Source organism: Pseudomonas sp. BNK-7 (assembly GCF_048072025.1).
Taxonomy (GTDB): domain Bacteria; phylum Pseudomonadota; class Gammaproteobacteria; order Pseudomonadales; family Pseudomonadaceae; genus Aquipseudomonas; species Aquipseudomonas danubii.
In genome coordinates this window covers 1,397,571-1,419,920 of the sequence record NZ_CP182252.1, presented here as the reverse complement: position 1 = coordinate 1,419,920, position 22,350 = coordinate 1,397,571, and the positions used below count along the sequence as shown (strand labels likewise).

At 63.1% G+C, this 22,350-nt stretch carries 22 protein-coding genes and 1 tRNA gene; 13 read left to right on the top strand and 10 right to left on the bottom strand.

The annotated features are described in order from the left end of the window. The first annotated feature begins 28 nt into the window (after positions 1 to 28). The 8 genes from ACMGF8_RS06650 to ACMGF8_RS06615 all read left to right on the top strand — a co-directional run bounded on the left by ACMGF8_RS06650 (position 29) and on the right by ACMGF8_RS06615 (position 9,551). Positions 29 to 1,120, top strand: a complete 1,092-nt coding sequence (locus ACMGF8_RS06650) for an ABC transporter ATP-binding protein (RefSeq protein WP_115581402.1) — start codon at positions 29 to 31, stop codon at positions 1,118 to 1,120. Between the two features lie 91 nt (positions 1,121 to 1,211). Beyond that, the gene (locus ACMGF8_RS06645; RefSeq protein ID WP_102862709.1) at positions 1,212 to 2,324 is read left to right on the top strand and encodes an ABC transporter substrate-binding protein; all 1,113 of its coding nucleotides are present in this window, start codon (positions 1,212 to 1,214) and stop codon (positions 2,322 to 2,324) included. A 10-nt stretch (positions 2,325 to 2,334) separates the two neighbouring features. Beyond that, positions 2,335 to 3,171, top strand: a complete 837-nt coding sequence (locus ACMGF8_RS06640; protein ID WP_060842203.1) for an ABC transporter permease — start codon at positions 2,335 to 2,337, stop codon at positions 3,169 to 3,171. A gap of 7 nt (positions 3,172 to 3,178) precedes the next feature. Further along, the gene (locus ACMGF8_RS06635) at positions 3,179 to 3,994 is read left to right on the top strand and encodes an ABC transporter permease (RefSeq protein ID WP_115581401.1); all 816 of its coding nucleotides are present in this window, start codon (positions 3,179 to 3,181) and stop codon (positions 3,992 to 3,994) included. 409 nt (positions 3,995 to 4,403) lie between these two features. Further along, complete coding sequence (locus ACMGF8_RS06630; protein ID WP_102862707.1) at positions 4,404 to 4,880, top strand: formate dehydrogenase subunit gamma; 477 nt, start codon at positions 4,404 to 4,406, stop codon at positions 4,878 to 4,880. After that, positions 4,880 to 6,439, top strand: coding sequence for a formate dehydrogenase beta subunit (locus ACMGF8_RS06625; RefSeq protein WP_207815547.1), 1,560 nt, complete (start codon positions 4,880 to 4,882; stop codon positions 6,437 to 6,439). The genes ACMGF8_RS06630 and ACMGF8_RS06625 overlap by 1 nt, the downstream gene beginning before the upstream one ends. Beyond that, positions 6,436 to 9,333, top strand: coding sequence for a formate dehydrogenase subunit alpha (gene fdhF / locus ACMGF8_RS06620; RefSeq protein WP_115581398.1), 2,898 nt, complete (start codon positions 6,436 to 6,438; stop codon positions 9,331 to 9,333). The genes ACMGF8_RS06625 and fdhF overlap by 4 nt, the downstream gene beginning before the upstream one ends. After that, positions 9,330 to 9,551: a formate dehydrogenase subunit delta gene (locus ACMGF8_RS06615; protein ID WP_102862704.1), complete on the top strand. Its 222-nt coding sequence runs from the start codon at positions 9,330 to 9,332 to the stop codon at positions 9,549 to 9,551. Before fdhF ends, ACMGF8_RS06615 begins: the two co-directional genes overlap by 4 nt. A gap of 40 nt (positions 9,552 to 9,591) precedes the next feature. On the opposite strand, the gene ACMGF8_RS06610 is transcribed toward ACMGF8_RS06615, so the two are convergent. Beyond that, complete coding sequence (locus ACMGF8_RS06610; protein ID WP_102862703.1) at positions 9,592 to 10,236, bottom strand: amidase; 645 nt, start codon at positions 10,234 to 10,236, stop codon at positions 9,592 to 9,594. Positions 10,237 to 10,470: 234 nt separating this feature from the next. Here ACMGF8_RS06610 and ACMGF8_RS06605 point away from each other — a divergent pair. Then, positions 10,471 to 10,546, top strand: a tRNA-Thr gene (locus ACMGF8_RS06605). 335 nt (positions 10,547 to 10,881) lie between these two features. Here the strand turns inward: ACMGF8_RS06605 and ACMGF8_RS06600 are convergent. Further along, positions 10,882 to 11,166, bottom strand: a complete 285-nt coding sequence (locus ACMGF8_RS06600) for a type II toxin-antitoxin system RelE family toxin (protein WP_207166922.1) — start codon at positions 11,164 to 11,166, stop codon at positions 10,882 to 10,884. Between the two features lie 10 nt (positions 11,167 to 11,176). Beyond that, the gene (locus ACMGF8_RS06595) at positions 11,177 to 11,410 is read right to left on the bottom strand and encodes a type II toxin-antitoxin system Phd/YefM family antitoxin (protein ID WP_221178206.1); all 234 of its coding nucleotides are present in this window, start codon (positions 11,408 to 11,410) and stop codon (positions 11,177 to 11,179) included. 276 nt (positions 11,411 to 11,686) lie between these two features. On the opposite strand from ACMGF8_RS06595, the gene ACMGF8_RS06590 reads away from it, so the two are divergent. Beyond that, on the top strand, positions 11,687 to 12,073 hold the full coding sequence (locus ACMGF8_RS06590; protein WP_115581395.1) for a c-type cytochrome: 387 nt from the start codon (positions 11,687 to 11,689) through the stop codon (positions 12,071 to 12,073). 31 nt (positions 12,074 to 12,104) lie between these two features. Further along, on the top strand, positions 12,105 to 13,235 hold the full coding sequence (locus ACMGF8_RS06585) for a lysozyme inhibitor LprI family protein (protein ID WP_207815549.1): 1,131 nt from the start codon (positions 12,105 to 12,107) through the stop codon (positions 13,233 to 13,235). Positions 13,236 to 13,305: 70 nt separating this feature from the next. Here ACMGF8_RS06585 and ACMGF8_RS06580 read toward each other — a convergent pair whose 3' ends face one another. Beyond that, positions 13,306 to 14,001, bottom strand: coding sequence for a tetratricopeptide repeat protein (locus ACMGF8_RS06580; protein ID WP_207815553.1), 696 nt, complete (start codon positions 13,999 to 14,001; stop codon positions 13,306 to 13,308). Between the two features lie 5 nt (positions 14,002 to 14,006). Next, positions 14,007 to 14,768 (bottom strand): hypothetical protein, encoded by a 762-nt coding sequence (locus ACMGF8_RS06575; RefSeq protein ID WP_416759074.1) that lies wholly within the window; start codon positions 14,766 to 14,768, stop codon positions 14,007 to 14,009. Between the two features lie 40 nt (positions 14,769 to 14,808). Between ACMGF8_RS06575 and ACMGF8_RS06570 the strand changes: the two genes are divergently transcribed. Next, entirely contained in the window at positions 14,809 to 15,657 is an 849-nt protein-coding gene (locus ACMGF8_RS06570) for a hypothetical protein (RefSeq protein ID WP_207815555.1), read from the top strand. Positions 15,658 to 15,737: 80 nt separating this feature from the next. Here ACMGF8_RS06570 and ACMGF8_RS06565 read toward each other — a convergent pair whose 3' ends face one another. The 3 genes from ACMGF8_RS06565 to ACMGF8_RS06555 form a co-directional block, all read right to left on the bottom strand. After that, positions 15,738 to 17,021 (bottom strand): OprD family porin, encoded by a 1,284-nt coding sequence (locus ACMGF8_RS06565; protein ID WP_207166918.1) that lies wholly within the window; start codon positions 17,019 to 17,021, stop codon positions 15,738 to 15,740. 240 nt (positions 17,022 to 17,261) lie between these two features. Next, on the bottom strand, positions 17,262 to 17,651 hold the full coding sequence (locus tag ACMGF8_RS06560; protein WP_207166917.1) for a nuclear transport factor 2 family protein: 390 nt from the start codon (positions 17,649 to 17,651) through the stop codon (positions 17,262 to 17,264). A 27-nt stretch (positions 17,652 to 17,678) separates the two neighbouring features. After that, positions 17,679 to 18,374, bottom strand: coding sequence for a DsbA family protein (locus ACMGF8_RS06555; protein WP_207815561.1), 696 nt, complete (start codon positions 18,372 to 18,374; stop codon positions 17,679 to 17,681). Positions 18,375 to 18,636: 262 nt separating this feature from the next. Here ACMGF8_RS06555 and ACMGF8_RS06550 point away from each other — a divergent pair, with 262 nt between their 5' ends. After that, a complete protein-coding gene (locus ACMGF8_RS06550) occupies positions 18,637 to 20,736 on the top strand; it encodes a TonB-dependent receptor (protein WP_102862686.1) in 2,100 nt (699 codons plus the stop codon). Between the two features lie 59 nt (positions 20,737 to 20,795). Here ACMGF8_RS06550 and ACMGF8_RS06545 read toward each other — a convergent pair whose 3' ends face one another. Together ACMGF8_RS06545 and aguA are read right to left on the bottom strand one after the other, a co-directional pair. Beyond that, positions 20,796 to 20,996: a hypothetical protein gene (locus ACMGF8_RS06545; protein WP_102862685.1), complete on the bottom strand. Its 201-nt coding sequence runs from the start codon at positions 20,994 to 20,996 to the stop codon at positions 20,796 to 20,798. A gap of 247 nt (positions 20,997 to 21,243) precedes the next feature. Then, complete coding sequence (gene aguA / locus ACMGF8_RS06540) at positions 21,244 to 22,350, bottom strand: agmatine deiminase (protein WP_115581389.1); 1,107 nt, start codon at positions 22,348 to 22,350, stop codon at positions 21,244 to 21,246.

The following is a 22,350-nucleotide window of genomic DNA, read 5'->3' as shown; positions in this document are numbered from 1 at the left end:
GCAGGTGGGTTTCCGGGAGATCTCTGTAGTGTCCAGCAGCCCCTCGACTCAACTCAGCGCCCAAGGAATCAGCCAGTATTACGGCAACTTCACCGCCCTGGACGGCATCGATCTGGACGTTCGCCAAGGCGAATTCCTCACCCTGCTGGGCCCCTCCGGCTCAGGCAAGACCACCCTGTTGATGATCCTCGCGGGCTTCCTCAGCCCCAGCGCCGGCAAGCTGCTGGAGCGTGGCGTCGACATCAGCCGGCGCCCGGCGGAAAAACGCAACTACGGCATGGTGTTCCAGGGCTACGCCCTGTTCCCGCACATGAGCGTGGCCGACAACGTCGCCTATCCCTTGCGCATTCGTGGAGTGAAGGCCGAGGAGCGCCAGCGCCGGGTCAAGCACATCCTCGACGTGGTGGGCCTGGGGGCTCACCTGCACAAGAAACCCTCCGAGCTGTCCGGCGGCCAGCAGCAACGGGTGGCCATCGCCCGGGCCCTGGTGTTCGAGCCGGACATGTTGCTGCTGGACGAGCCGCTGTCGGCCCTGGACAAGAACCTGCGCGAGCAACTGCAGACCGAGCTGCAACGCATCCACCGCCAGGTCGGCACCAGCTTCGTCTTCGTCACCCACGACCAGGGCGAAGCCCTGGCCCTGTCGACCCGCATCGCCATCTTCAACCAGGGACGACTGGCGCAGATCGATACCCCGGAAACCATCTACGACCGGCCGAAAAACCGCTTCGTCGCCGAGTTCCTCGGCAAGATGAACCTGTTCCCGCTGCAGGGCCTTTCCCGCAATGGCAGCCAGGCCAGCGGGCGCTTTGGCGACAGCCCGCTGCACGCCACCACGACCGGTGACATCAGCAACCAGCCGCAGTTGCTGGCGGTGCGCCCGGAACACATGACCCTGCACACCGAGCGCCCACAAGCCGGCGAACACAACGTGCTGCCCGCCTGCCTTGGCGAGCGGGTCTACCAGGGGTCCAGCACTCATCTGGCGCTGAACATCAGCCCGGAACTGGCGCCGGTCAACCTCTCGGTGTCCGGCGATCATCCCGGTGCCCGCTTGCCCAGTGGCACCCCGGTGTGGCTGAGCTGGCCGGTGCGCCACAGCTTCCTGCTGGAAGCCTGAGCCGGCCACGCTCGCTGTCGAGCGTTTGCGTAGAAAGCCAATCACACTATCGGCCGGCGCCTGGCGCATCGGCCTCGCGAGGACTTGCCCCATGAGCCAGCACCACCAACGCGACTGCATCGAAATCCTCATCGAAAAAGCCCGTGGCGGGCAGGTCAGCCGCCGCACCTTCCTCCAGGCCATGGGCCTGCTGTCGGCGGTGCCCCTGGCATTGCGCAGCGGTATCAGCTGGGCGGCGGACAAGCCGCTGGTGGTGGTCAACTGGGGCGGCGATGCGCTCAACGCCTTTCGCAGCGCCTGGACCGACAGCTTCACCCAGAGCACCGGCATCCCGGTGCGCATCGACGGCGCCGGCCCCACCGAAGGCGCCATCCGCTCGCAGCTGGCCAGCGGCCGGCCAAGCTGGGACGTGGTGGATGTGGACAGCTACAGCGCCATGACCCTGGGCCGCGACAAGGTCCTCCAGCCCCTGGACTACAGCGTGGTGCAACGGGACCTGGTGGCCCCGGAGCTGTCCCACGAACACGGCGTCGCCGGCTACCTGTTCAGCTACGTGATCGCCTGGGACAGCCAGAAATACGGCAACCACAGCCCCAAAAACTGGGCGGATTTCTGGAACGTGGAGCAATTCCCCGGCAAGCGCACCCTCTACAAATGGATGAACGGCATGCTCGAAGCCGCGCTGCTGGCCGATGGCGTGGCCGCCGACCAGCTGTACCCGCTGGACGTGCCCCGGGCCTTGCGCAAGATCGATGAGCTCAAGCCCCACGTCCTGTCGTTCTGGGGCTCGGGCGCGGAAAGCCAGCAACTGATGATCGAAGGCGAAGCCTCCATGGGCGCCATCTGGCACACCCGCGCCACCCTGCTCCACGAGGACAGCGGCGGCCGCATCCAGTGGGGCTTCGACCATGCCTTCCTCAACGCCAGCAGTTGGGGCGTGCTCAAGGACAACCCGGCAGGCGCCGCACCGGCCATGCAGTTCATCCAGCACGCCTTGCAGCCCGCCGGCCAGTTGAAGCTGTTCGAAGCCCTGGGCAACGGCCCGTCCAACGCCGCCACCCAGCAACTGATGAGCGCCGAACAGCGGGAGATCAACTGCGCCTCCGAAGCCAACATGAAGAAGCAGATCTTCCTCGACACCCAGTGGTACGCCGACCACTACTCCAGCACCCTGGAGCAGTACCTGACCCACCTGTCCAAGTGAGCCGTCGACCATGAGTGCAACCCGAACCGCGCGCCTGGAACGCAGCCTGCTGCTGTTTCCCCTGCCGTTGCTGCTGGTGGTGTTCTACCTGTTGCCGTTCTTCGGCGTGGTGAGCTGGAGCTTCACCCTGCCCGAGCCCGGGATCGAGCAGTACCAGCGCATCGCCACGGACCCGGCGATCCACGACATGCTCCTGCGCACCCTGCGCCTGTGCCTGACGGTGAGCCTTCTGGCCCTGGTGATCGGCTACCTGCTGGCCTATTGCTGGGTGTTCAGCCCGCCGTTCTGGCAGCGCATGGTGGAGATCTGCGTGTTCATCCCGTTCTGGATCTCGGTGCTGGTGCGGGCCTTCGGCTGGCTGATCGCCCTGCGCAGCAATGGCGTGGTCAACGACAGCCTGCTGTCCCTGGGCTGGATCGATCATCCGTTGCAACTGACCCGCAACGAGCTGGGAGTGGTGATCGGCATGCTGCACTTCATGATTCCGTATGCGCTGTTCCCGCTGCTGTCGAGCATGCGCCAGCTGGATCAACGGGTGCTGCTGGCCTCCCGCGGCCTGGGCGCCGGCGCGCTGCGGACCTTCTGGCAAGTGCTGCTGCCCCAGACCCTGCCGGGGCTCTTGGGGGCCTTCATCATGGTCTTCGTGTTCTGCCTGGGCTTCTTCATCACCCCGGTGCTGCTGGGTGGCGGGCAGACGGTGATGATCGCCGAGTACGTGTTCCTGCAGATGTTCCAGACCAGCAACTGGGGCCTGGGCGCGGCCCTGAGCCTGGTGCTGCTGACCCTGGTCAGCGCGCTGATCTGGCTGCTGCTGCGCGTCACCCGTGTCAATCGACTGGTGGGTTGAGGTCACTATGAATACACATCGCACTGCATTGAGTACCCGACTGATCGCCGTGGTCGCCATGGCCTTCATGCTGTTCCCGCTGCTGACGGTGATCCCGGTGTCGTTCACCGCCAAGCGCTACCTGTCGATGCCGGACGGCAACTGGTCGCTGCGCCACTACGAGGCGCTGCTGAGCAACCCCGACTGGCTGTCGAGCATCGGCCAGAGCCTGGCGATTGCCAGCGCCACCAGCCTGATCGCCACCGTGCTGGCGGTAAGCTTCAGCCTCGGCATCTGGTACCTGCGCTCGCGCCTGGCGACCCTGCTGATCGGCCTGGTGCTGCTGCCCATGGCCATTCCGCCGGTGATCTCGGCGCTGGTGCTGTACTTCATGGAAACCAACCTGGGGCGCATCGCCCCGGGCTGGGGCTACGACACCCTGCCCGGGGTGGTGATCGCCCACGTGGTGATGGTGGTGCCCTACGGCGTGGTGACCATGCTGGTGGCCCTGAGCCAGGTGGACCGGCGCATCGAACTGGCCTCGCGCAACCTGGGAGCGAGCCTGATGCAGACCACCTTCCTGGTGATGCTGCCGAACCTCAAGCTGGGGATTTTCTCCACCGCGCTGCTGAGCTTTGCCCTGTCCTGGGAGGAGGTGGCGGTGACCCTGTTCATCACCAGTGTCGACGTCAACACCCTGCCCCGGCGGATCTGGAGCGGCCTGCGGGACAACGTCGACCCCAGCGTGGCGGCGATCTCGGTGCTGCTGATCGGCCTGACCCTGCTGGTGCTCATGGGCCGCCTGGCCTTGCAGTACGCCGCCCAGCGCCGCGCCCGCACCTGACAGCCCCTTGTGGCGAGGGAGCTTGCTCGCTCGCCACCCCTTCTTTCGCGCTCATGACTAATCACCTTCTAGCTGACCGACGTCATGCCCCGCCCCCCGCGTTTTATCCGATAGTGCGCAGCTCGCTCCAACGGCTTGCCCGGGCTCTTCTAGACTCGATGGGTGGTCGTATTCGGAACCGAACGGGTCGCTTTCGTGCGGTTCAATCAGAGGCAGCGTGTCAAGCTGCCCTTTATGCCCTGAACAGGTGCGGCAACGACCGTACCGGGTACAACAAGATACCCATTCAGGGTGCATGGCCAACGGCCTGAAACGCCGCGCTACCGTGACGTGGCAACCAGTGCCGCAGCCGACACTTTCGGACAGCCGACAACCACCAGGTTCGTCCGTGACCGTGAGGAATTGCTGTATGCCTGATGAAACACTGCATCTGCCGTTGATCCACACCCTGCTGGAGCGTCACAAAGGCTCCCCGGGTGCGCTGTTGCCGATTCTCCATCAGATTCAGGAAGAGCTCGGCTACATCCCCGATCTGGCCGTCCCCGACATTGCCCATGCGCTCAATCAGAGCCAGGCGGAAGTGCGCGGGGTGATCAGCTTCTACCATGATTTTCGTACCGCGCCACCGGCGCGGCACATCCTGCGCCTGTGCCGTGCCGAGTCCTGCCAGAGCCGCGGCGCCGAGCAACTGGCGGCGCAACTGCGCGCACGCCTGCAACTGGATGACCACGGCAGCAGCGCCGACGGTTCCATCAGCCTGCGGCCGGTGTACTGCCTGGGTGCCTGTGCCTGCTCGCCGGCCCTGGAGCTGGATGGACAACTGCATGCCCGAGTCAGCGCCGAACGCCTGGACGCGCTGCTGGACAGTTGCCGGGAGGACGCGTGATGCCGAGCCTCTATCTGCCCTGTGATTCCCTGGCCCGGGCCGTGGGCGCCGACGCGGTGGCCGACGCCATCGCCTCCCAGGCCGAGCACCACAACCTGCCGCTGCAATTGCAACGCACCAGCTCCCGTGGCCTGTACTGGCTGGAACCGCTGCTGGAAGTCGATACCCCGGACGGACGCCTGGGCTTCGGCCCGGTGAGCGTCGCCGACGTGCCCTCGCTGCTGAAAGCCCTGCAAGACGCCCCTACCAGCCATCCCCTGGCCCTGGGCCGAGTCGAAGACCTGCCCTACCTGAAAAGCCAGCAACGCCTGCTGTTCGCCCGCGCCGGCATTACCCGGCCGCTGTCCCTGGCGGACTATCGGGCCCACGGCGGCTTCGAGGGCCTGAGCCGCGCCGTCGCCCTGGGCGGTGAGCAGACCGTGACCGCGGTGCTCGACTCAGGCCTGCGCGGCCGCGGCGGCGCGGCCTTCCCCGCCGGGATCAAATGGCGCACCGTGCGCGACACCCCGCAGCAGCAAAAGTACGTGGTGTGCAACGCCGACGAAGGCGACTCCGGCACCTTCGCCGACCGCATGCTGATGGAAGGCGACCCCTTCCTGCTGATCGAAGGCATGGCCATTGCCGGCATCGCGGTCGGCGCCAGCTACGGCTACATCTACGTGCGCTCGGAATATCCCCAGGCGGTGGCGACCTTGCGCGAGGCCCTGGACATCGCCCGGGATGCCGGTTACCTCGGGGCCAATGCCGGCGGTAGCGGCCAGGCGTTCGACATGGAGGTACGGGTCGGCGCCGGGGCCTATATCTGCGGCGAGGAAACCGCGCTGCTGGACTCCCTGGAAGGCAAACGCGGCATCGTTCGCGCCAAGCCACCGATCCCGGCGCTGCAAGGCCTGTTCGGCCAGCCGACCCTGGTGCACAACGTGCTGACCCTGGCCTCGGTGCCGCTGATCCTGGAAAAGGGCGCAGCCTTCTATCGCGACTACGGCATGGGCCGCTCCCTGGGCACCATGCCCTTCCAGCTGGCGGGCAACGTGCGTCATGGCGGCCTGGTGGAACGGGCCTTCGGCCTGACCCTGCGCGAACTGGTGGAAGGCTACGGCGGCGGCACCGCCAGTGGCCGACCACTGAAGGCCGCGCAAGTGGGCGGCCCGCTGGGCGCCTGGGTGCCACCGGCGCAGTTCGATACACCGCTGGATTACGAAGCCTTCGCCGCCATGGGCGCGATGCTCGGCCACGGCGGCGTGGTGGTGGCCGACGACAGCCTGGACATGGCCCACATGGCGCGCTTCGCCCTGCAATTCTGCGCCGAGGAGTCCTGCGGCAAATGCACCCCATGCCGCATTGGCTCGACCCGCGGCGTGGAGGTCATCGACCGTCTGCTGGCGGCCCCCGATCAAGGCCGCCGCGACGAGCAGGCGCTGATCCTCAAAGACCTGTGCGACACCCTGCAATACGGTTCGCTGTGCGCCCTGGGCGGGATGACCTCCTACCCGGTGGCCAGCGCCCTGAAGCACTTTCCCGCCGACTTCGGTCTGCAGCCCTCGGAGGCCGACCAATGATCAGTATTTTCGACCCTGCCACAGACATCGACCTCAATGCCGTGGACTTCGGCACCCCGGCCCGCGACAGCCAGGTGCAAGTCAGCCTGAACATCGACGGCCGCAGCATCAGCGTGCCCCAGGGCACCTCGGTGATGCGCGCCGCGGCGCTGATGGGCACCACCATTCCCAAACTCTGCGCCACCGACAGCCTGGAAGCCTTCGGCTCGTGCCGCATGTGCCTGGTGGAGATCGACGGCATGCGCGGCTACCCGGCCTCCTGCACCACCCCGGTCAGCGAAGGCATGGTGGTGCATACGCAAACGCCGAAACTGGCGACCCTGCGGCGCAACGTGATGGAGCTGTACATCTCCGACCACCCGCTGGACTGCCTGACCTGCTCGGCCAATGGCAACTGCGAACTGCAGACCGTGGCCGGCCAGGTGGGTCTGCGGGAAGTGCGCTACGGCTATGACGGCGCCAACCACCTGGACGATCAGAAAGACAGCTCCAACCCCTACTTCGACTACGACCCGAGCAAGTGCATCGTCTGCAACCGCTGCGTGCGCGCCTGCGAGGAGACCCAGGGCACCTTCGCCCTGACCATCAGCGGCCGCGGCTTCGAATCCCGGGTCGCGGCGGCCGGTGGCGACAACTTCCTGGACTCCGAATGCGTATCCTGCGGTGCCTGCGTGCAGGCCTGCCCCACCGCGACCCTGATGGAAAAAAGCGTGGTGGAAATGGGCCAGCCGGAGCGGGCAGTGATCACCACCTGCGCCTACTGCGGGGTTGGCTGCTCGTTCCGCGCCGAGATGAAGGGCGAGCAACTGGTGCGCATGGTTCCGGACAAGAACGGCCAGGCCAACCACGGCCATTCCTGCGTCAAGGGCCGCTTCGCCTGGGGCTACGCCACCCACCCGGATCGCATCACCAAGCCGATGATCCGCAAGCACATCAGCGACCCGTGGCAGGAAGTCAGCTGGGACGAAGCGGTGACCTACGCCGCCAGCGAGCTGCGGCGCATCCAGTTCAAGTACGGCCGCGACTCCATCGGCGGCATCACCTCCAGCCGCTGCACCAACGAAGAAACCTACCTGGTACAGAAGCTGGTGCGGGCGGCCTTCGGCAACAACAACGTCGACACCTGTGCGCGGGTCTGCCACTCGCCCACCGGCTACGGCCTCAAGCAGACCCTGGGGGAATCCGCTGGCACCCAGAGCTTCGACTCGGTGATGCAGGCCGACGTGATCCTGGTCATGGGCGCCAACCCCAGCGACGCGCACCCGGTGTTCGGTTCCCAGCTCAAACGGCGCCTGCGTGAAGGGGCCAAGCTGATCGTCATCGACCCACGGCGCATCGATCTGGTGGACGCGGTGCACGCCCGCGCCGAGTTGCACCTGGCCCTGCGCCCAGGCACCAACGTGGCCATGCTCAATGCCCTGGCCCATGTGATCGTCACCGAGGGCCTGGTCAATCAAGAGTTCGTCGACGCCCGCTGCGAGCCGCAAGCCTTCGCCCAATGGAGCGCCTTCGTCAGCCGCGCCGACAACTCGCCGGAAGTGCTCGGCGCGATCTGTGGCGTACCCGCCGCCGATATCCGCGCCGCTGCGCGCCTGTACGCCACCGGCGGCAACGCGGCGATCTACTACGGCCTGGGCGTCACCGAACACAGCCAGGGCAGCACCGCGGTGATGGGCATCGCCAACCTGGCGATGGCCACCGGCAACATCGGCCGCGAAGGGGTCGGGGTGAACCCGCTGCGGGGGCAGAACAACGTCCAGGGTTCCTGCGACATGGGCTCCTTCCCCCACGAGCTGCCGGGCTACCGGCACATCTCCAACCAGGCGGTGCGCCAGGAGTTCGAGCAGGCCTGGAACGTCACCCTGCAAGCCGACCCCGGGCTGCGCATTCCCAACATGTTCGAAGCGGCCCTGGGCGGCAGCTTCAAGGGCCTGTACTGCCAGGGCGAGGACATCGCCCAGAGCGACCCCAACACCCAGCACGTGACCGCGGCCCTGTCGGCCATGGAATGCGTGGTGGTGCAGGACATTTTCCTCAACGAGACCGCCAAGTTCGCCCACGTGTTCCTGCCGGGCAGCTCGTTCCTGGAAAAGGACGGCACCTTCACCAACGCCGAACGGCGCATCTCCCGGGTGCGCAAGGTCATGGAGCCGCTGGGCGGCAAGGCCGACTGGGAAGGCACCCTGGCCCTGGCGGCGGCCCTGGGCTACCCGATGCACTACAACCATCCCTCGGAAATCATGGATGAAATCGCCCGCCTGACCCCGACCTTCACCGGCGTCAGCTACGCCAGCCTGGATCGCCACGGCAGCCTGCAATGGCCGTGCAACGACGCCGCGCCGGACGGTACGCCGACCATGCACATCGACGAGTTCGTGCGCGGCAAGGGCCGTTTCATGCTCACCGGCTACGTGCCCACCGACGAGAAGGTCAATGGCCGCTACCCGCTGCTGCTGACCACCGGCCGCATCCTCAGCCAGTACAACGTCGGCGCCCAGACCCGACGCACCGACAACGTTGCCTGGCACGCCGAGGACCGCCTGGAAATCCACCCCACCGACGCCGAGAGCCGGGGCATCAACGAAGGCGACTGGGTGGGCATCGGCAGCCGCGCCGGGCAGACCGTGCTGCGCGCCCGGGTTACCGAGCGGGTAGCGCCGGGCGTGGTCTACACCACCTTCCACTTCCCCGAATCGGGGGCCAACGTGATCACCACCGACAACTCCGACTGGGCCACCAACTGTCCGGAGTACAAGGTCACGGCGGTGGAAGTCAGCCGCGTCTACCACCCTTCCGAATGGCAGAAGCGCTACCAGGCATTCAGCGACGAACAGCATCGCCTGCTGGATGAACGCCGGCGCTCCCGGGGCGGCAAGGCGGAGGTGCGCCGATGAGCACCGCCAACCTGATCAAGATGGCCAACCAGATCGCCGCGTACTTTGCCAACGAGCCGGATCAGGCGCAGGCGGTGCTGAGCGTGCGCAACCACATGCAGATGTTCTGGACCCCGGCCATGCGCAAGGAACTGCTGGCCTGGCAGACCGAGCAGCAAGGTGCCGAACTGCATCCGTTGGTCCAGCAAGCAGTACGTGACGCGGGCTGGGAGGCCTAGGCAAAAGCTCCCTGGCCGGCTAACCCCCGGCCGGGGACACTCACTGACCGGGGCAACGCCGGTCCGCTGGAGGCCTGGACTGGACCGCCAGCGGCAGGGTTGCCCCCGGTTTGCTCAGCGGCAGCAACTGGTACACCGCAAACGCACACATCGCTTGCACCTCGCCCCCGGCCACCGGGATGTAATTCAAGCCGACAAAGGCTTCGTAACTCTTGCCCGGCTCCAACAGCACCACCTTCTTCACCGGCGGACAGGCGCGATAGGTACTGCCATAACTGCCTGCGGCAACACCTCCCCCTTCCAGCAGAAAAGGCCTGCCAGCGGGCACCCGATACTCGGTGACGACCTCGTTGTAAGAACCCTCGCCCATACGGATCGCCCCCACGTAGGACGGCAGCTTCGGCGCGAAACGCGGCAGCATGTCGATCTGCCTTGGCTGCATTGGAAACTGCGGATAGTTGATGTTCGCCTGTTGATCGCTGCCGAAGCGCCCGGCCTTGGCCAAGCGCTTGCTGTCACCCTGGCAACCGGCATAGGCCTCACCGCGCACCTCGCCATTGGTGATCACCCGCAACTGCGCCGTCGGCACACCCAGGGGCGGCTCCGAATAAGGCTCCACCGGCTTGACGCTACAGGCGCCGAGCAACGACAGCAGCGCCAGCAAGGGAATATTTCCAGGTTTCATGACTGATCTTTCCTTTGTCTGAAGCGGTATGAGCGGCTGAGCAGGCTATCGGCCGAGTGGGGGCCGTCTGCACTGAATCATCGGCTATCCGCCGATGATTCAAAGCCTCCTCGCGCTTGAGCCCCAGAGTGCCTGGGAACGCTACGTATAGAGTCCGCATGGGCCCACGCAAAAATAGTCAGATTTCAGGGGTTTACAGAACCCCGCCAATCGCTATAATCGTCGCCCTAACACGCCGGTATAGCTCAGTTGGTAGAGCAACTGACTTGTAATCAGTAGGTCCCGGGTTCGACTCCTGGTGCCGGCACCATACAAAGCAAAGCCCCTGCAGAAATGCAGGGGCTTTGTTGTTTCCGTACCTCAGAAAAGCCTCACGTCATGTCGTGAGAGCGCCCACAAATTGTCCGCACCTACGCTTTCGCTTCCTGGCATGCCCATCATTTTCATCGAGACTTGGGATTTGCTCGTCGTCAACGCACGACCTATGCCTCTAGCCATTTCGAGCAGGTCATTTGCATCGAATTTGATCGACGCGCAACCAGAAGGATAAGGAGCGCCCACGTGGCAGGCACCCAGCAGAGCTCCCTCGAAGGGCCAAGGTGATGGAGGTTGGATGAAAAACCCCGCCGAAGCGGGGCTCAAGGGTCAGACTCGCCTATTGGCGGCCTCATAGACTTCATCGTCGCGTCTGGCCCCAATGCACAGGACCAGCACGATCTCAGAACCTTGGATCCTATAGACGATGCGAACACCACCTGTCCGAATCCGGCGGTGACCGGCGAGAGCGCCGCGAAGGAGCTTGCCGATCTTGTCTGGCTCGCCTTCAACGATCCGCTCCCGGATCACCTTAAGGACTCTTTTTGCCTCAGCCCTACCTAACTGAGCGAGATCTTGCTCAACATCAGGGTGAAACCGAACGCTCCAGTTCATTGACTATTGCCTACTTGAAGCGAGCCTCCATGTCCTCAAGGCTCACTGTGTTCTGTTCGTCCAAAGTGGACAGGCGCTCAATGGCCAAACGCTCAGCGCGAAGATCTTCGAGTTCGTCCTGCAAAGCTTGGTAGGCGTCTACACCCACCAGCACAGCTGCTGGCTCGTTATCCTTGAAAATCACCAAATGAGTGACTTCACCGCTCGTAACTTCCTTCAGTTTCGCGCTAAAGCCTCGAACCATCGCTGTAGCGGACACTGCCTGCTCAGCTCGGTCTAGGAGTGCACTCATGCTCTATTGCCTCGATTCATCACTCAGTTCGTTCGTCTTTGTCAGTTCATTATCAGTCGGTATTGCGGCACGCGCACCCTCAATATACGCAATATTATGCATACAACAATACACATCAAAAAAATAACGATGAACGGAACCACATGTGAACCTAACTGTTTTGGCTATCCATCTGCACCGCACTTCATGCTCCAATACCCGCCGATCCCCGTTGTACACAGGCCGCCCATGAAGTCCATTTCCCTATCGATCCTGACCCTGTTGCTCCACTCCCTGCTGTTCAGCGCTCCGGCCCTGGCCGGCGACGCCGAGGCCGGTGGCAAGCTGTTCAAGCGCTTGTGCAGCGGCTGCCACAATATAGGGCCTTCGGTGCGCAGTTCGTTCGGGCCGCAGCTCAACGGCATCATCGATCGCCCGGCAGGCAGTGCCACGGACTATCAATACTCAACGGCCATGAAGTCGTCGGGCATCGTCTGGACCCGGGACAAGCTCATCCAGTACCTGGAAGATCCAAAAGCCGTGGTGCCCGGTACACGGATGATTTTCTGGGGGCTGAGCGATGAAGAAAAAATCGATAATCTGCTGGCCTATCTGCAGACCTTCCCTTCCCCCTGATCCGAGCTCGTTTGCCTACAAGGATGTTTTGATGAAATTTGCTCTGCCGTCGCTCGTCGTCACGGGCCTGGCCCTGGCTGCGTGCATGTCCCAGGTGCAGGCCGCCGGTTTTGACTGCGCCAAAGCCTCGACCCTGGTGGAAAAAACCGTCTGCGACACGCCGACCCTGTCCGCCAAAGACGATGAGTTGAACCGCCGTTATCAGGCGCTCAAGCACCTGCAGGTGTTTCGCCTGTTGCAAACCCAGTGGCTGCGAGAAGTGCGCGACACCTGCATCGACAGCGACTGCCTGGAGTCCGCCTACCGGGCCCAGGTGAAGATGCTCGGGCTGTTGCCGATCCCTCCGGCGCCCGGCAAGGACGAGCTGCTGCCCATGGATCCCACCCGTCAGTACCGCCTGCAGGACCCTGATGACTGGCAGCGCTTCACCCTGGCCAGGTTCACCGCCGCCCCGCCCCAGGGCGATCAGCAGATCGTCGACGCCCAGGTGCTGGAGGGCGTGCTGCATGTGGTGCTGTTCGTCGGTCAGTACCAGAAGGGGCAGGAAGGCTATGTCGGCACCCTCTACGAATACGCCGATGACCAGCCCGGCCTGCACCCCATCGCTCGGGATATCGGTTTTGTCGGCTGGGCCCTGCCGGGGGCCAACGATCAGGGCCAGCGCTTCGCCGGGATCGTTGACGGGGTGTTTTACTACCGCCAGCGCAGCGGCGGCGAGCTGCAGCAGGGCATGCGCTATCGCCTGGGCTCGCGCAGTGCTCCCGAAGCCAGCCAGCAGGTGTTCCAATCGCTCTCCAACACCCTGCGCCATGCCCGGGCGCGGGTCGGCCAGGATCTGAATCAGGAGAACTACAGCCTGTCCCTGGACTACGACCGGCAGAGCAATAACACCTACTCCGAGAACGTCACCGAGCACAATGAGGTCGAGGCCGGCTGGAGCATCGTCAATCCCACCTGGAGCGAAACCCGCCCGGTGATGTACTTCGATAACGAAGGGCCGCGGGCCTGTATCTGGCGGGTCGACGTGCAGCACAAGGTGCTGTCCAAGATCGTCCCGGAGCATGAAGCGATTTCAGCCCGTCCTGTGGATATCCATGGCCGTGAGGCGGTGGTGTACCTGGAAGGCGATCAGCTGAAGTTCGCGATCAATCCGGATGACTGATGGGCAAGGTTGCTGAACAAAAAGGCTCGCCAAACGGCGAGCCTTTTTCATTGCGTCGGCAAGGCTCTGCTCAGGGCAGGCTGATCTGGTATTCGGCCAGCTTGGCCTGGTGCTGCGGTTCGACGTACTTCTGGTCCACCCGCTTGGCGAACTGGGTAAAGTCGGCGCGGGCATCGTCGGTCAGGCCCAGTTTTTCGTAGGCCAAACCACGATGGTAGAAGGCCCAGGCATAGTCCGGCTGCTTTTGCAGACCGGCGCTATAGGCTTCAGCCGCCTCACGGTATTGCCCCAGGTCGTAGAGGGCCTGGCCCAGGTGGTAGTAGGTCGGCATGTTGAAGCCGCTGCCCTTGCCCGCCTCGCCCAGGTTGGCGTCGAGGTTGGACTGCACCAGTTGCAGGGCCTTTTGCGGGTTGCCCGACTCACGATAGAGACGGCTCAGGTCCAGCACCGCACGGGCATCGGGTTTGGGCCCCAGTTCGATGGATTTTTCCTTGGCGCTGATGGCTTCCGGGTAACGCTTGAAGCTAGCGTAGGCGTCGGACTTCAGCCAGTACACCAGGCTCTGCATCGGCTTGGACAGTTGGTTTTTCGACAGGCACAGGTCGGCCTCTTGCAGCACCACATCGAACTTCTCGGCCTTGGAGGCCTGGCCCACCAGGCGGCAATGGGCGTAGTTGATCTGGTCCTGGCTCTGCAGGCTGGCACAGCCAGTGACGGCAAGGGCACACACAAGCAGGATCGACCCGCGTACAGACAATGAAGGCATGTTGTTCAATCCAGCAGGTGAGCGTTGAGGTCAGGGCGATAGACCTGCAGCAGTGGCGCGGTAACCGTGCCCTGCAGGCTGCAGAAGATCGTGGTGCGACCTGAGATCGGCGCGCTGGCGATGCCTTTGTCGATGCTCAATACCCGCTCGACGAAACCGAACGGCGTGGCCACGCCGCCGCCGACCAGACCTTCGGTGCGCCAGCTGTCGATAGGGTCGCCCACCCGGCGGATCTCCACCCGGACCATGGCGCTGCGGTCTGCCTTCAGGCGGTGGTTGTCCACCAGCAGAGGTTTGAGCGCTGCGGCCACTTCACGGGGCTCACCCTCGGCAATAAACCCCCAGAACAGCAGGTTACCCACCGACTTCAGCGACTGGGCTTCGTTGTAGTAGCCCAGCAAGCGCACGCCGTTGACCAGCAGCGGCTGTTCGAACGCCTGGTAGCGGCCGCCTTCCTGCAAGGGGTTCAGGATCTTGGGCGCACTCACCGCACCGTACTTGGCCACGGTCAAGGTCGCGGCCGGCAGTTGGGCGGTGTTCAGGCTCTGGAAAAACTGCGCATCGCAGCGTGAGAACTGGCTGAGCAACTGCTCGGATGCAGTCGCTGGCTGGCCGTGGGCGATGCTGGCGACGCTCAGCAGGCACAGGCCGGATAACAGGGTACGGAACATCGAAATCATCCGTGACAGGAAGGAGCCGCGGACTGTAGCAAGATTGATATCGACCAACCACTCGCCGAAAATCCCGGTGCCCCGTGACCAGGCCATTCATGGCCAGACCTGCCTGCCCCCCAAGGACCACCCGCAGATGGAACTGTCAGAACGACTACTGAAAATCCTCAAGAACAACCCCAGCTGGATCGGGCGGGTGTATGAGTCATTCATCATTTCGGCGATCAAGGACTTCGAGCGCAACAATCCGCCGGCCCATAGCCCTGACTTTAAGCCAGAGACCAACCGTAGGCCTTACGGTTACCTGCACAACAAGCTGTTTGACCCGGTCAGCGAAGACAATGGCGAAAGCGATGTGGCGGATATTTACTTTGGCTATCCGCAACCGCTCCTGGATTCGTGCAAGGTCACCACTGACCCCCTGACCGAAGACACAGACTGGTTCTGCCGAACCACCTGGAACGGCTGGGCGGTGGAGGTCAAAACCAAGCTCGTCGACAAGACAGAGCGACCTCTTCGTCACCTGGCCTATGCCAACGAACTGAAAACTGCGCTGCCGGTGTCTCCCAAGGCAGCCTGGATGCAGACCCGCAATGGCAAGGAATTAGCCAGTAATCAACTCAAACGACGCTGGGCAGACCTCTACGTTTATATCCTCTACCAACTCGACGACGGTATTCCGGACTTCACGGGCGCTACCGGCACCTACATCATGGTGATCCCGACCTTCATCTTGAATGAAGCATTGAAAGACACTGGCGAAAACGCGGAGACCATACAGCTCAACAAGCTCATGAAGGTTCTGGCCCCTCACCACCTGCGCTACTTCACCTACCTGACGGAACACATTCCAGGGAAAATGCTTCATCTCGCCAGCGAACATTGGCAAGAAATGTTTGCCTACAAGCGCGAAGGCGACGCCTTGAAAAGACAGTGGTACGAAAACATCCACCTGCCCTCTCTGGCAAAACCCCGCAAGCGATAACCGAACATGAAAAAGCCCCGAACCAGTCGGGGCTTTTTTGCACGGCAACCACCCAGAGTCAGGTGGTGATCAAGCGCTCATCAGAACACGTTGATCGGGTAGTCGACGAACACGCGCAGTTCGTTGCCACCTTTGTTGTACTCATACGACTTCTGCGACACACGCAGAACCGAGCTGCGCACTTTGATGCTCAGGTCCTTGGCCGGGCCGCTCTGCACCACGTACTTGAGCTGGTTGAAGATTTCTCGCTCGCTGCCACCCGTGCTGTTGACGGTGGTGATGTTGTCGCCACGCACGTAGGCCACGTTGTAGGTCAGGCCCGGTACGCCGAAGGCGCCGAAGTCCAGACCGTAGCCCAGTTGCCAGCTGCGTTCGTCTTCCGCGTTGAAGTCGGACCAGTAGGAGTTGGCCAGGTAGATGGTGTTGCCGCCATCACCCACATAGCCGGACTTCTGATAACCGCCATAGGCGTAGCCCAGGTGGCTGTCGCCGGTGCTGCGCTGATGGGCGACGGTGAACGAGTGCGGGCCAGTGGCGAAGGTAGCCGCCAGGCTCCAGATCTTGTTGTCCTGGCCGCCGGCGTTGAGGCCCTTGGCGAAGGATTTGTCCAGCTTGGTGCGGTAACCGTTGAAGTCCAGGGTCAGGGACTGTTCGGTGGCCAGTGGGAACACGTAGTTCAGGTTCACGTATTGTTTCTTCAGCACGTCTTCGACGTCGGAAGCGTACAGCGCGCCCTTGAACTGTTCGGTGAACTGGTAGCTACCGCCCAATACGTTGATCGACTTCAGACCGCCACTGTCACGGCCTTCGGCGCTCTTGCGCGATTCGGCGGTGAAGTGACCGGCGTTCAGCTCCAGGCCCTTGATCTCCTTGGAGGTGATCAGGGTGCCGGTGTAGCTTTCCGGCAGCAGACGCGAGCTGTCGTAGTTGAGTACCGGCAGGGCCGGCATCTGGTCACCGTAGGTCAGCACAGTGTTGGACAGGCGGAACTTGACCGCCGCACCGAACTTGCTCAGGTCATCGGCGGCGTTGCCGCTGTCGCCTTGCTTGAAGAAGTCGATACCGCCAGCGCCGCTGCGGCCCTTGCCGCCGTCCAGGCGCAGTGCGTACAGGCCGAAGGCGTCAACGCCCACGCCCACGGTGCCCTGGGTGAAACCCGAGGAGAAGGTGCCGATGGCAGCCTGGCCCCACTCGGCCTTGTCCTTGTTACCGTCTTTGTAGTCACGGTTGATGTAGGCGTTGCGCAGCAGCACTTTCAGGCTGCTGTCTTCGACAAAACCCTTGGCATCGGCCTGGCCGTCGGCCATGGCCTGTGTAGCGCTCAGAATCCCCAGTGCAATCAAGCAGATCCGCTGTTTCGACATTTTATTTTCCTTATTACGGTTTGATGACGCGCTGTGAGCTCTTTCGGCTATGGCGTTTGAACGCTCTTCTACCGTCGAAACAAAAAAGCCCGACCGCGGGTGATCGCGACGGGCCTTTTATTATTCTTAAATATGGCTCTTGGCCACAGGCGTTGGGGGCGAATCCTATCTGCGCCCTGAACAACGTGTCAATTTCGTGAATCGTCTTTGAATAGCTGAAAATATTCTAAGAACTGCGGGCTAGAGCATTGCCAGCTGCACGCTATGGCTGTCGACGAATTGTTCGAAGTGGGTGACTTTGCCGTTTTTGAGGGTCCACAAATGGGCCACTCGCACATCGATCGGCTTGCCCGAGGCCTTGTAGATGCCTTGGTAGTTGCCATAGGCGAACACCTTGTCGCCCTGGGCCACATAGTCTTCCACCTTGAAGGTGAAGTCCTGCCATTCCGAGCCCAGGCGCTTGAAAACATGCTCCAGCACCGCCTCGAAACCGACGTAGGTGCCGGCATAGGGAAAGCCCGCCGCTTCGGTCCAACGCGCATCCGGGGCCAGGGCCGCAGCGGTGTTGCGCGCATTTTCCTGGGAGTTGGCACCTTCATAGGTGCTTTTGATCAACGCTAGGTTATCCATGGGTGACTCCACGCAGGTCAGGTGAGATCAAAGCGCACAACCGTCCAGGCCACAGGCCTGGAGCGCGCCATCTTGAGGGGCATTAGTGGCGCCCTGGGAAGCCTTCAACCACTGCGCGAAGGCCTCGGGCTTGCCCAGCCAGGGGCTGATGTCGAGCAACTGATAGCGACCGTCCCGCTCCAGCGCCAGGGTTGGGAAACCCTGGCCGCCAACTTTGGCCAGCAGCGCCCGGCTGCTCTTTATATGCTCGTCCAGCTCAAGGGCCACCGCCTGATCGTAGGCGACGGCGAACGGTTGTGGAGCAAACCCCAAGGTCTGCGCCAGTTCCAGCAGGACGTCGCGATCAGCAATCCGCCGGCCCTCCAGGTAATGAGCCGTCTGCAGGCGCCCCAGCAATTCCAGTCCACGACCGCCCTGGGCCTCGGCGGCCAATACAGCAGCGATCGGCGGTGCCGAGTCGAACACCGCCGAGTGGTCACGCAGCAAGCCCTCGAAATAGGCCTCGCCAAAAGGTTGCCCTGTGTACTCGGCGATGCGTCGGTCATGGGGCATGACGTAATCACGCAACTGCGGCGACACCGGCTGGCGGTTGCGACCGGTCATCATGCCACCGGCATGGGCCACCACCGGCACCACTGCCTGGGCAGCCTGGACCAGTGGCTTGGCGCCATAGCACCAACCGCACAGCGGGTCATAAATGTAGTGAAGGGTGGCCGAGGACATAAGGGACTCCAACAGGATCTTGAGTATTCGATGGCCCGCAGACTATGCCCCGCACGCCAGGGGAAAAACCTCGAAATGGCTTTTAGTCTGTTGCTGTATCCGGTCGAATCAGTCTGTTTAGCCTGTGTATGCGGGCAGATACGGCGCCGACACAATTAGAAACAATAGAGCAAAGGAACTTTTAGCGAATAATTAACATAAGTAAATAGCACGCATTATCATTCGCGCCCCTTGACTCACCTTCCTTTCGGATGCGCTTCAGATGCCTGCCCATTTCCGCCTTACGCCCCTGTCACTGGGACTCTGCACCCTGCTGACCGCCGGTTTTGCCTGTGCTGCCAGCACCACCCTGCCAACGACCTCCATCAGCGCCGAAGCCGAGGCCGACCCCGACGATCCCCGGGTCAAGGAAGTCAGCACCGCGACCCGCACCGCCACCGCTGCGCGCTATGTGCCCCAGGCCATCGACACGATCAAGACCGCCAACGTCCTGGACTACGGCCACAACGATCTGGGCAGCGCCCTGAGCGGCATTCCCAACGTCAGCAGCGGCTCCGACACCCGCTTCGACAGCCTGCGGATTCGGGGTTTCGATGCCAGCAACGACTTCTACCTGGACGGCATCCGCGACGACAGCCAGTACGTGCGCGACCTGCACAACATCGAGCGCATCGAAGTGCTCAAGGGCCCGGCGGCCGTGCTCTACGGCCGTGGCAGCCAGGGTGGCATCGTCAACCGGGTGAGCAAGCTGCCGGAGTTCGGCCGCCGCTCCAGCGTCGAAGTCCAGGGCGGTAGCCAGGACCTGCGCAGCCTGTACGCCGACCTCAGTGCCGATCCGACAGAGAACCTCAGCCTGCGCCTGAACCTGGGCAACCAGGACCAGAACAGTTTCCGCGACGGCGTCAGTGGCAATCGCCAGCTGTTCGCACCGTCCATGAGCTGGCAACTGACCCCGGAGCTGAACTGGCTGGTGCAGTACGAATACAGCCGCTACAACCGCACCCCGGACCGCGGCATCACCAGCCTCAACGGACGCCCGGCGAACGTCGGCCGGGAAACCACCTACGGCGACCACCGCGACTACATCGACGACAAATCCCAGTCCTTGCGCTCCAAGCTGACCTACGAGCTCAACGACAGCTGGCAACTGCGCCACACCCTGGCCGTGTTCAAGCTCGACAGTGACTTCGACAACACCTACCAGACCGGCTACAACGCCAACACCGGCAAAGTGCAGCGCCAGCGCTGGCAGCAGGATCTGAAGACGCGCAACATCTACAACAACACTGAGCTGGAAGGCCGCTTCGACACCTTTGGCCTGGAACACCGCCTGCTCACCGGCATCGAGATCGGCAGCCAGCGCCGCGACCCGATCCTCTACAACGCCGCCACCACAGGCCCCGGCAGCCAGGCGGTTCCCGCCGTGGATCTGTACAACCCCAATCCCTACCAGAGCCACACCGGCCGCATGCAGGTCTCCAGCAACAACCACACCGAGGTCGAAAGCCGAGCGCTCTACGTGCAGGACCAACTGCGCCTGAACGAGCAATGGCAATTGCTCGCCGGCCTGCGCTACGACAACTTCGATGTCGAGACCACCAACCGCCGCACCGGGGTTTCCGATAGCCGCAACAGCCACAGTGTCAGCCCGCGTCTAGGGGCAGTCTGGACGCCACTGGAGCACCACTCGTTCTATGCCTCGTGGAGCAAATCGTTCTCACCGGTGGGTGGCGGCCTGATCGGTATCACCCCGAACGCCGCCGGTAACGGCAACGACCTGAGCCCGGAGCTGACCCGGCAGAAGGAAGTCGGGGTCAAGAGCGATTGGCTGGACGAGCGCCTGAGTACCACCCTGGCCGTGTACGAACTGGAGCTCTACAACCGTCGCACCACCGATCCGCTGGATCGCAACATCATCCTGATGACCGGCCTGCAACGCTCCCGGGGTATCGAGTTGACTGCCAACGGCAAGCTCGTCGGCAACTGGTACTTGCGCGGCGGCATCGGCCTGCAGGACGCGGTGGTGGTCAAGGACAACAACGGTTTCGAAGACAAGCGCGTGAACAACGTGGCCAAGCGCAATGGCAGTCTGTTCATCACCTGGAAACCGGAACTGGGCTGGTACGCCGAGACCGGCCTGACCCTGGTGGGCGACCGCTACGCCGATGGCGCCAACACCGTGGTGCTGCCGGGCTACGGCCGTTGGGACGCCCTGGCCGGCTACCGGCACAAGGACTGGGACGTTCGCGCGGCGCTGAACAACATCGCTGACCGCGAGTACTACAGCTCCGCCACCAGTGCCTTCCAGATCCAGCCGGGGGAGCCCCGTAGCCTGGTGGTCACTGGCAACTACCGCTTCTAAACGACCGGCCAAAAAAAAGCGCTGCCATCCCGGCAGCGCTTTTTACAATCCGTCGTTTTCTATCCTTTCACCACATCCCACAGTGCCTGCAGTTCCGCCTCGCTGAGCAATCCAGCGGGGTAACGCTCAACGATGATCCGGCGCGGATCAGGTTCCCTGATCTGACGCGTTCCATTGGACTTCAACCATTGCGCCAGAACCTGCAGCGACTCGTTATTCATTGCCAAGGGATGGGGTGCCCGCTCGCTGACCATATTCATTCCAGCGCTCTCTCCTGGTATCTGAGCGGCCTAACTTATCCAAGGTTTATGACAGAACAACAAAAGTTCCACCTGTCTCAGAATCACCACGAAGCAGATACAAGAGCTATGCCAAAGTGCCAGGTGGCTCGACGTACGGCCATGAAAAAGCCCGCAACCCAACTGGGCTGCGGGCTTGCTGAAAAGCACCCGGTGCGGAATCGGTCCGACGCCGTCAAACAGGCAACACCATCTGTTACAACGGCACTCAAATTCGCTGCGGCGCGGGCTGCTGTTGGGTAAGGCAATGGATATTGCCGCCACCCAGTAACAGTTCGCGCCCCGGCACCATTACCACTTCATGCTTGGGAAACAATTCCTGGAGGATGGCCTTGGCCGGGGCGTCCATCGGGTCGTCAAAACTCGGCGCAATGATCCCGCCGTTGACGATCAGGAAGTTCACGTAGGAACCCGCCAGGCGCACGGAGGGATTTCGCTCCTGGCTGCCTTGCACGGCATCGACACCGGCGCATTCCTCTTCGGTGGCATACAAGGGACCGGGAATCGGCATCTTGTGCACCTTGAAAGTGCGGCCCTTGGCGTCGCGGGTGTTTTCCAGCACCTGCATGGCCGCTCGGCAGCGGGGGTAGTTCGGGTCCTGGGGATCGTCGGTCCAGGCCAGCAGCACTTCGCCCGGGCGCACGTAGCAGCAGAAGTTATCCACATGGCCGTCGGTTTCATCGTTGTACAGGCCATCCGGCAGCCAGACGATCTGCTCCACCGCCAGGTGCTCGCGCAACACCGCCTCGATCTGCTCACGGGACAGATGCGGGTTGCGGTTGTGATTGAGCAAGCATTCCTCGGTGGTGATCAGCGTGCCTTCGCCGTCGACGTGAATCGAACCGCCCTCGAGCACGAAGCCTTCGGTGCGGTACTCCTGGCAACGCTCGATCTCCAGCACCTTGCTGGCCACCTGCTCGTCACGGTTCCACGGCGCATAGAGGCCGCCTTCGAAGCCGCCCCAGGCGTTGAAGCCCCAGTGCACACCACGCACTTCGCCGCTGTGGTTGATGACGAAGGTCGGACCGGTGTCGCGGACCCAGGCGTCGTCGCTGGACATCTCCACCACGCGGATGTTGGGTACGTCCAGCCGCGCCCGGGCGTTTTCATACTGGCCCGCGGAGACGGCCACGGTCACCGGTTCGAAGCGGGCAATGGCCTTGGCCACCGCCGCGTGGGCGGCCTGGGCCGGCTTGCCGCCCAGGCGCCAGTTGTCCGGACGCTCGGGCCAGATCATCCAGGTCTGGGTCTGGGTCGCCCATTCGGCCGGCATGTAGAAACCGTCGGCGCGCGGCGTGCTGTGCAAAGTGCTCAT

What these genes read in the sequence shown, in the direction of transcription:
- ACMGF8_RS06645 (WP_102862709.1), top strand. Translation starts at nt 1,212, where the DNA reads ATGAGCCAGCACCACCAACGCGACTGCATCGAAATCCTCATCGAAAAA.
- ACMGF8_RS06640 (WP_060842203.1), top strand. Translation starts at nt 2,335, where the DNA reads ATGAGTGCAACCCGAACCGCGCGCCTGGAACGCAGCCTGCTGCTGTTT.
- ACMGF8_RS06635 (WP_115581401.1), top strand. Translation starts at nt 3,179, where the DNA reads ATGAATACACATCGCACTGCATTGAGTACCCGACTGATCGCCGTGGTC.
- ACMGF8_RS06630 (WP_102862707.1), top strand. Translation starts at nt 4,404, where the DNA reads ATGCCTGATGAAACACTGCATCTGCCGTTGATCCACACCCTGCTGGAG.
- ACMGF8_RS06625 (WP_207815547.1), top strand. Translation starts at nt 4,880, where the DNA reads ATGCCGAGCCTCTATCTGCCCTGTGATTCCCTGGCCCGGGCCGTGGGC.
- fdhF (WP_115581398.1), top strand. Translation starts at nt 6,436, where the DNA reads ATGATCAGTATTTTCGACCCTGCCACAGACATCGACCTCAATGCCGTG.
- ACMGF8_RS06615 (WP_102862704.1), top strand. Translation starts at nt 9,330, where the DNA reads ATGAGCACCGCCAACCTGATCAAGATGGCCAACCAGATCGCCGCGTAC.
- ACMGF8_RS06610 (WP_102862703.1), bottom strand. Translation starts at nt 10,236, where the DNA reads ATGAAACCTGGAAATATTCCCTTGCTGGCGCTGCTGTCGTTGCTCGGC.
- ACMGF8_RS06600 (WP_207166922.1), bottom strand. Translation starts at nt 11,166, where the DNA reads ATGAACTGGAGCGTTCGGTTTCACCCTGATGTTGAGCAAGATCTCGCT.
- ACMGF8_RS06595 (WP_221178206.1), bottom strand. Translation starts at nt 11,410, where the DNA reads ATGGTTCGAGGCTTTAGCGCGAAACTGAAGGAAGTTACGAGCGGTGAA.
- ACMGF8_RS06590 (WP_115581395.1), top strand. Translation starts at nt 11,687, where the DNA reads ATGAAGTCCATTTCCCTATCGATCCTGACCCTGTTGCTCCACTCCCTG.
- ACMGF8_RS06585 (WP_207815549.1), top strand. Translation starts at nt 12,105, where the DNA reads ATGAAATTTGCTCTGCCGTCGCTCGTCGTCACGGGCCTGGCCCTGGCT.
- ACMGF8_RS06580 (WP_207815553.1), bottom strand. Translation starts at nt 14,001, where the DNA reads ATGCCTTCATTGTCTGTACGCGGGTCGATCCTGCTTGTGTGTGCCCTT.
- ACMGF8_RS06575 (WP_416759074.1), bottom strand. Translation starts at nt 14,768, where the DNA reads ATGGCCTGGTCACGGGGCACCGGGATTTTCGGCGAGTGGTTGGTCGAT.
- ACMGF8_RS06570 (WP_207815555.1), top strand. Translation starts at nt 14,809, where the DNA reads ATGGAACTGTCAGAACGACTACTGAAAATCCTCAAGAACAACCCCAGC.
- ACMGF8_RS06565 (WP_207166918.1), bottom strand. Translation starts at nt 17,021, where the DNA reads ATGTCGAAACAGCGGATCTGCTTGATTGCACTGGGGATTCTGAGCGCT.
- ACMGF8_RS06560 (WP_207166917.1), bottom strand. Translation starts at nt 17,651, where the DNA reads ATGGATAACCTAGCGTTGATCAAAAGCACCTATGAAGGTGCCAACTCC.
- ACMGF8_RS06555 (WP_207815561.1), bottom strand. Translation starts at nt 18,374, where the DNA reads ATGTCCTCGGCCACCCTTCACTACATTTATGACCCGCTGTGCGGTTGG.
- ACMGF8_RS06550 (WP_102862686.1), top strand. Translation starts at nt 18,637, where the DNA reads ATGCCTGCCCATTTCCGCCTTACGCCCCTGTCACTGGGACTCTGCACC.
- ACMGF8_RS06545 (WP_102862685.1), bottom strand. Translation starts at nt 20,996, where the DNA reads ATGAATATGGTCAGCGAGCGGGCACCCCATCCCTTGGCAATGAATAAC.
- aguA (WP_115581389.1), bottom strand. Translation starts at nt 22,350, where the DNA reads ATGAGCACTTTGCACAGCACGCCGCGCGCCGACGGTTTCTACATGCCG.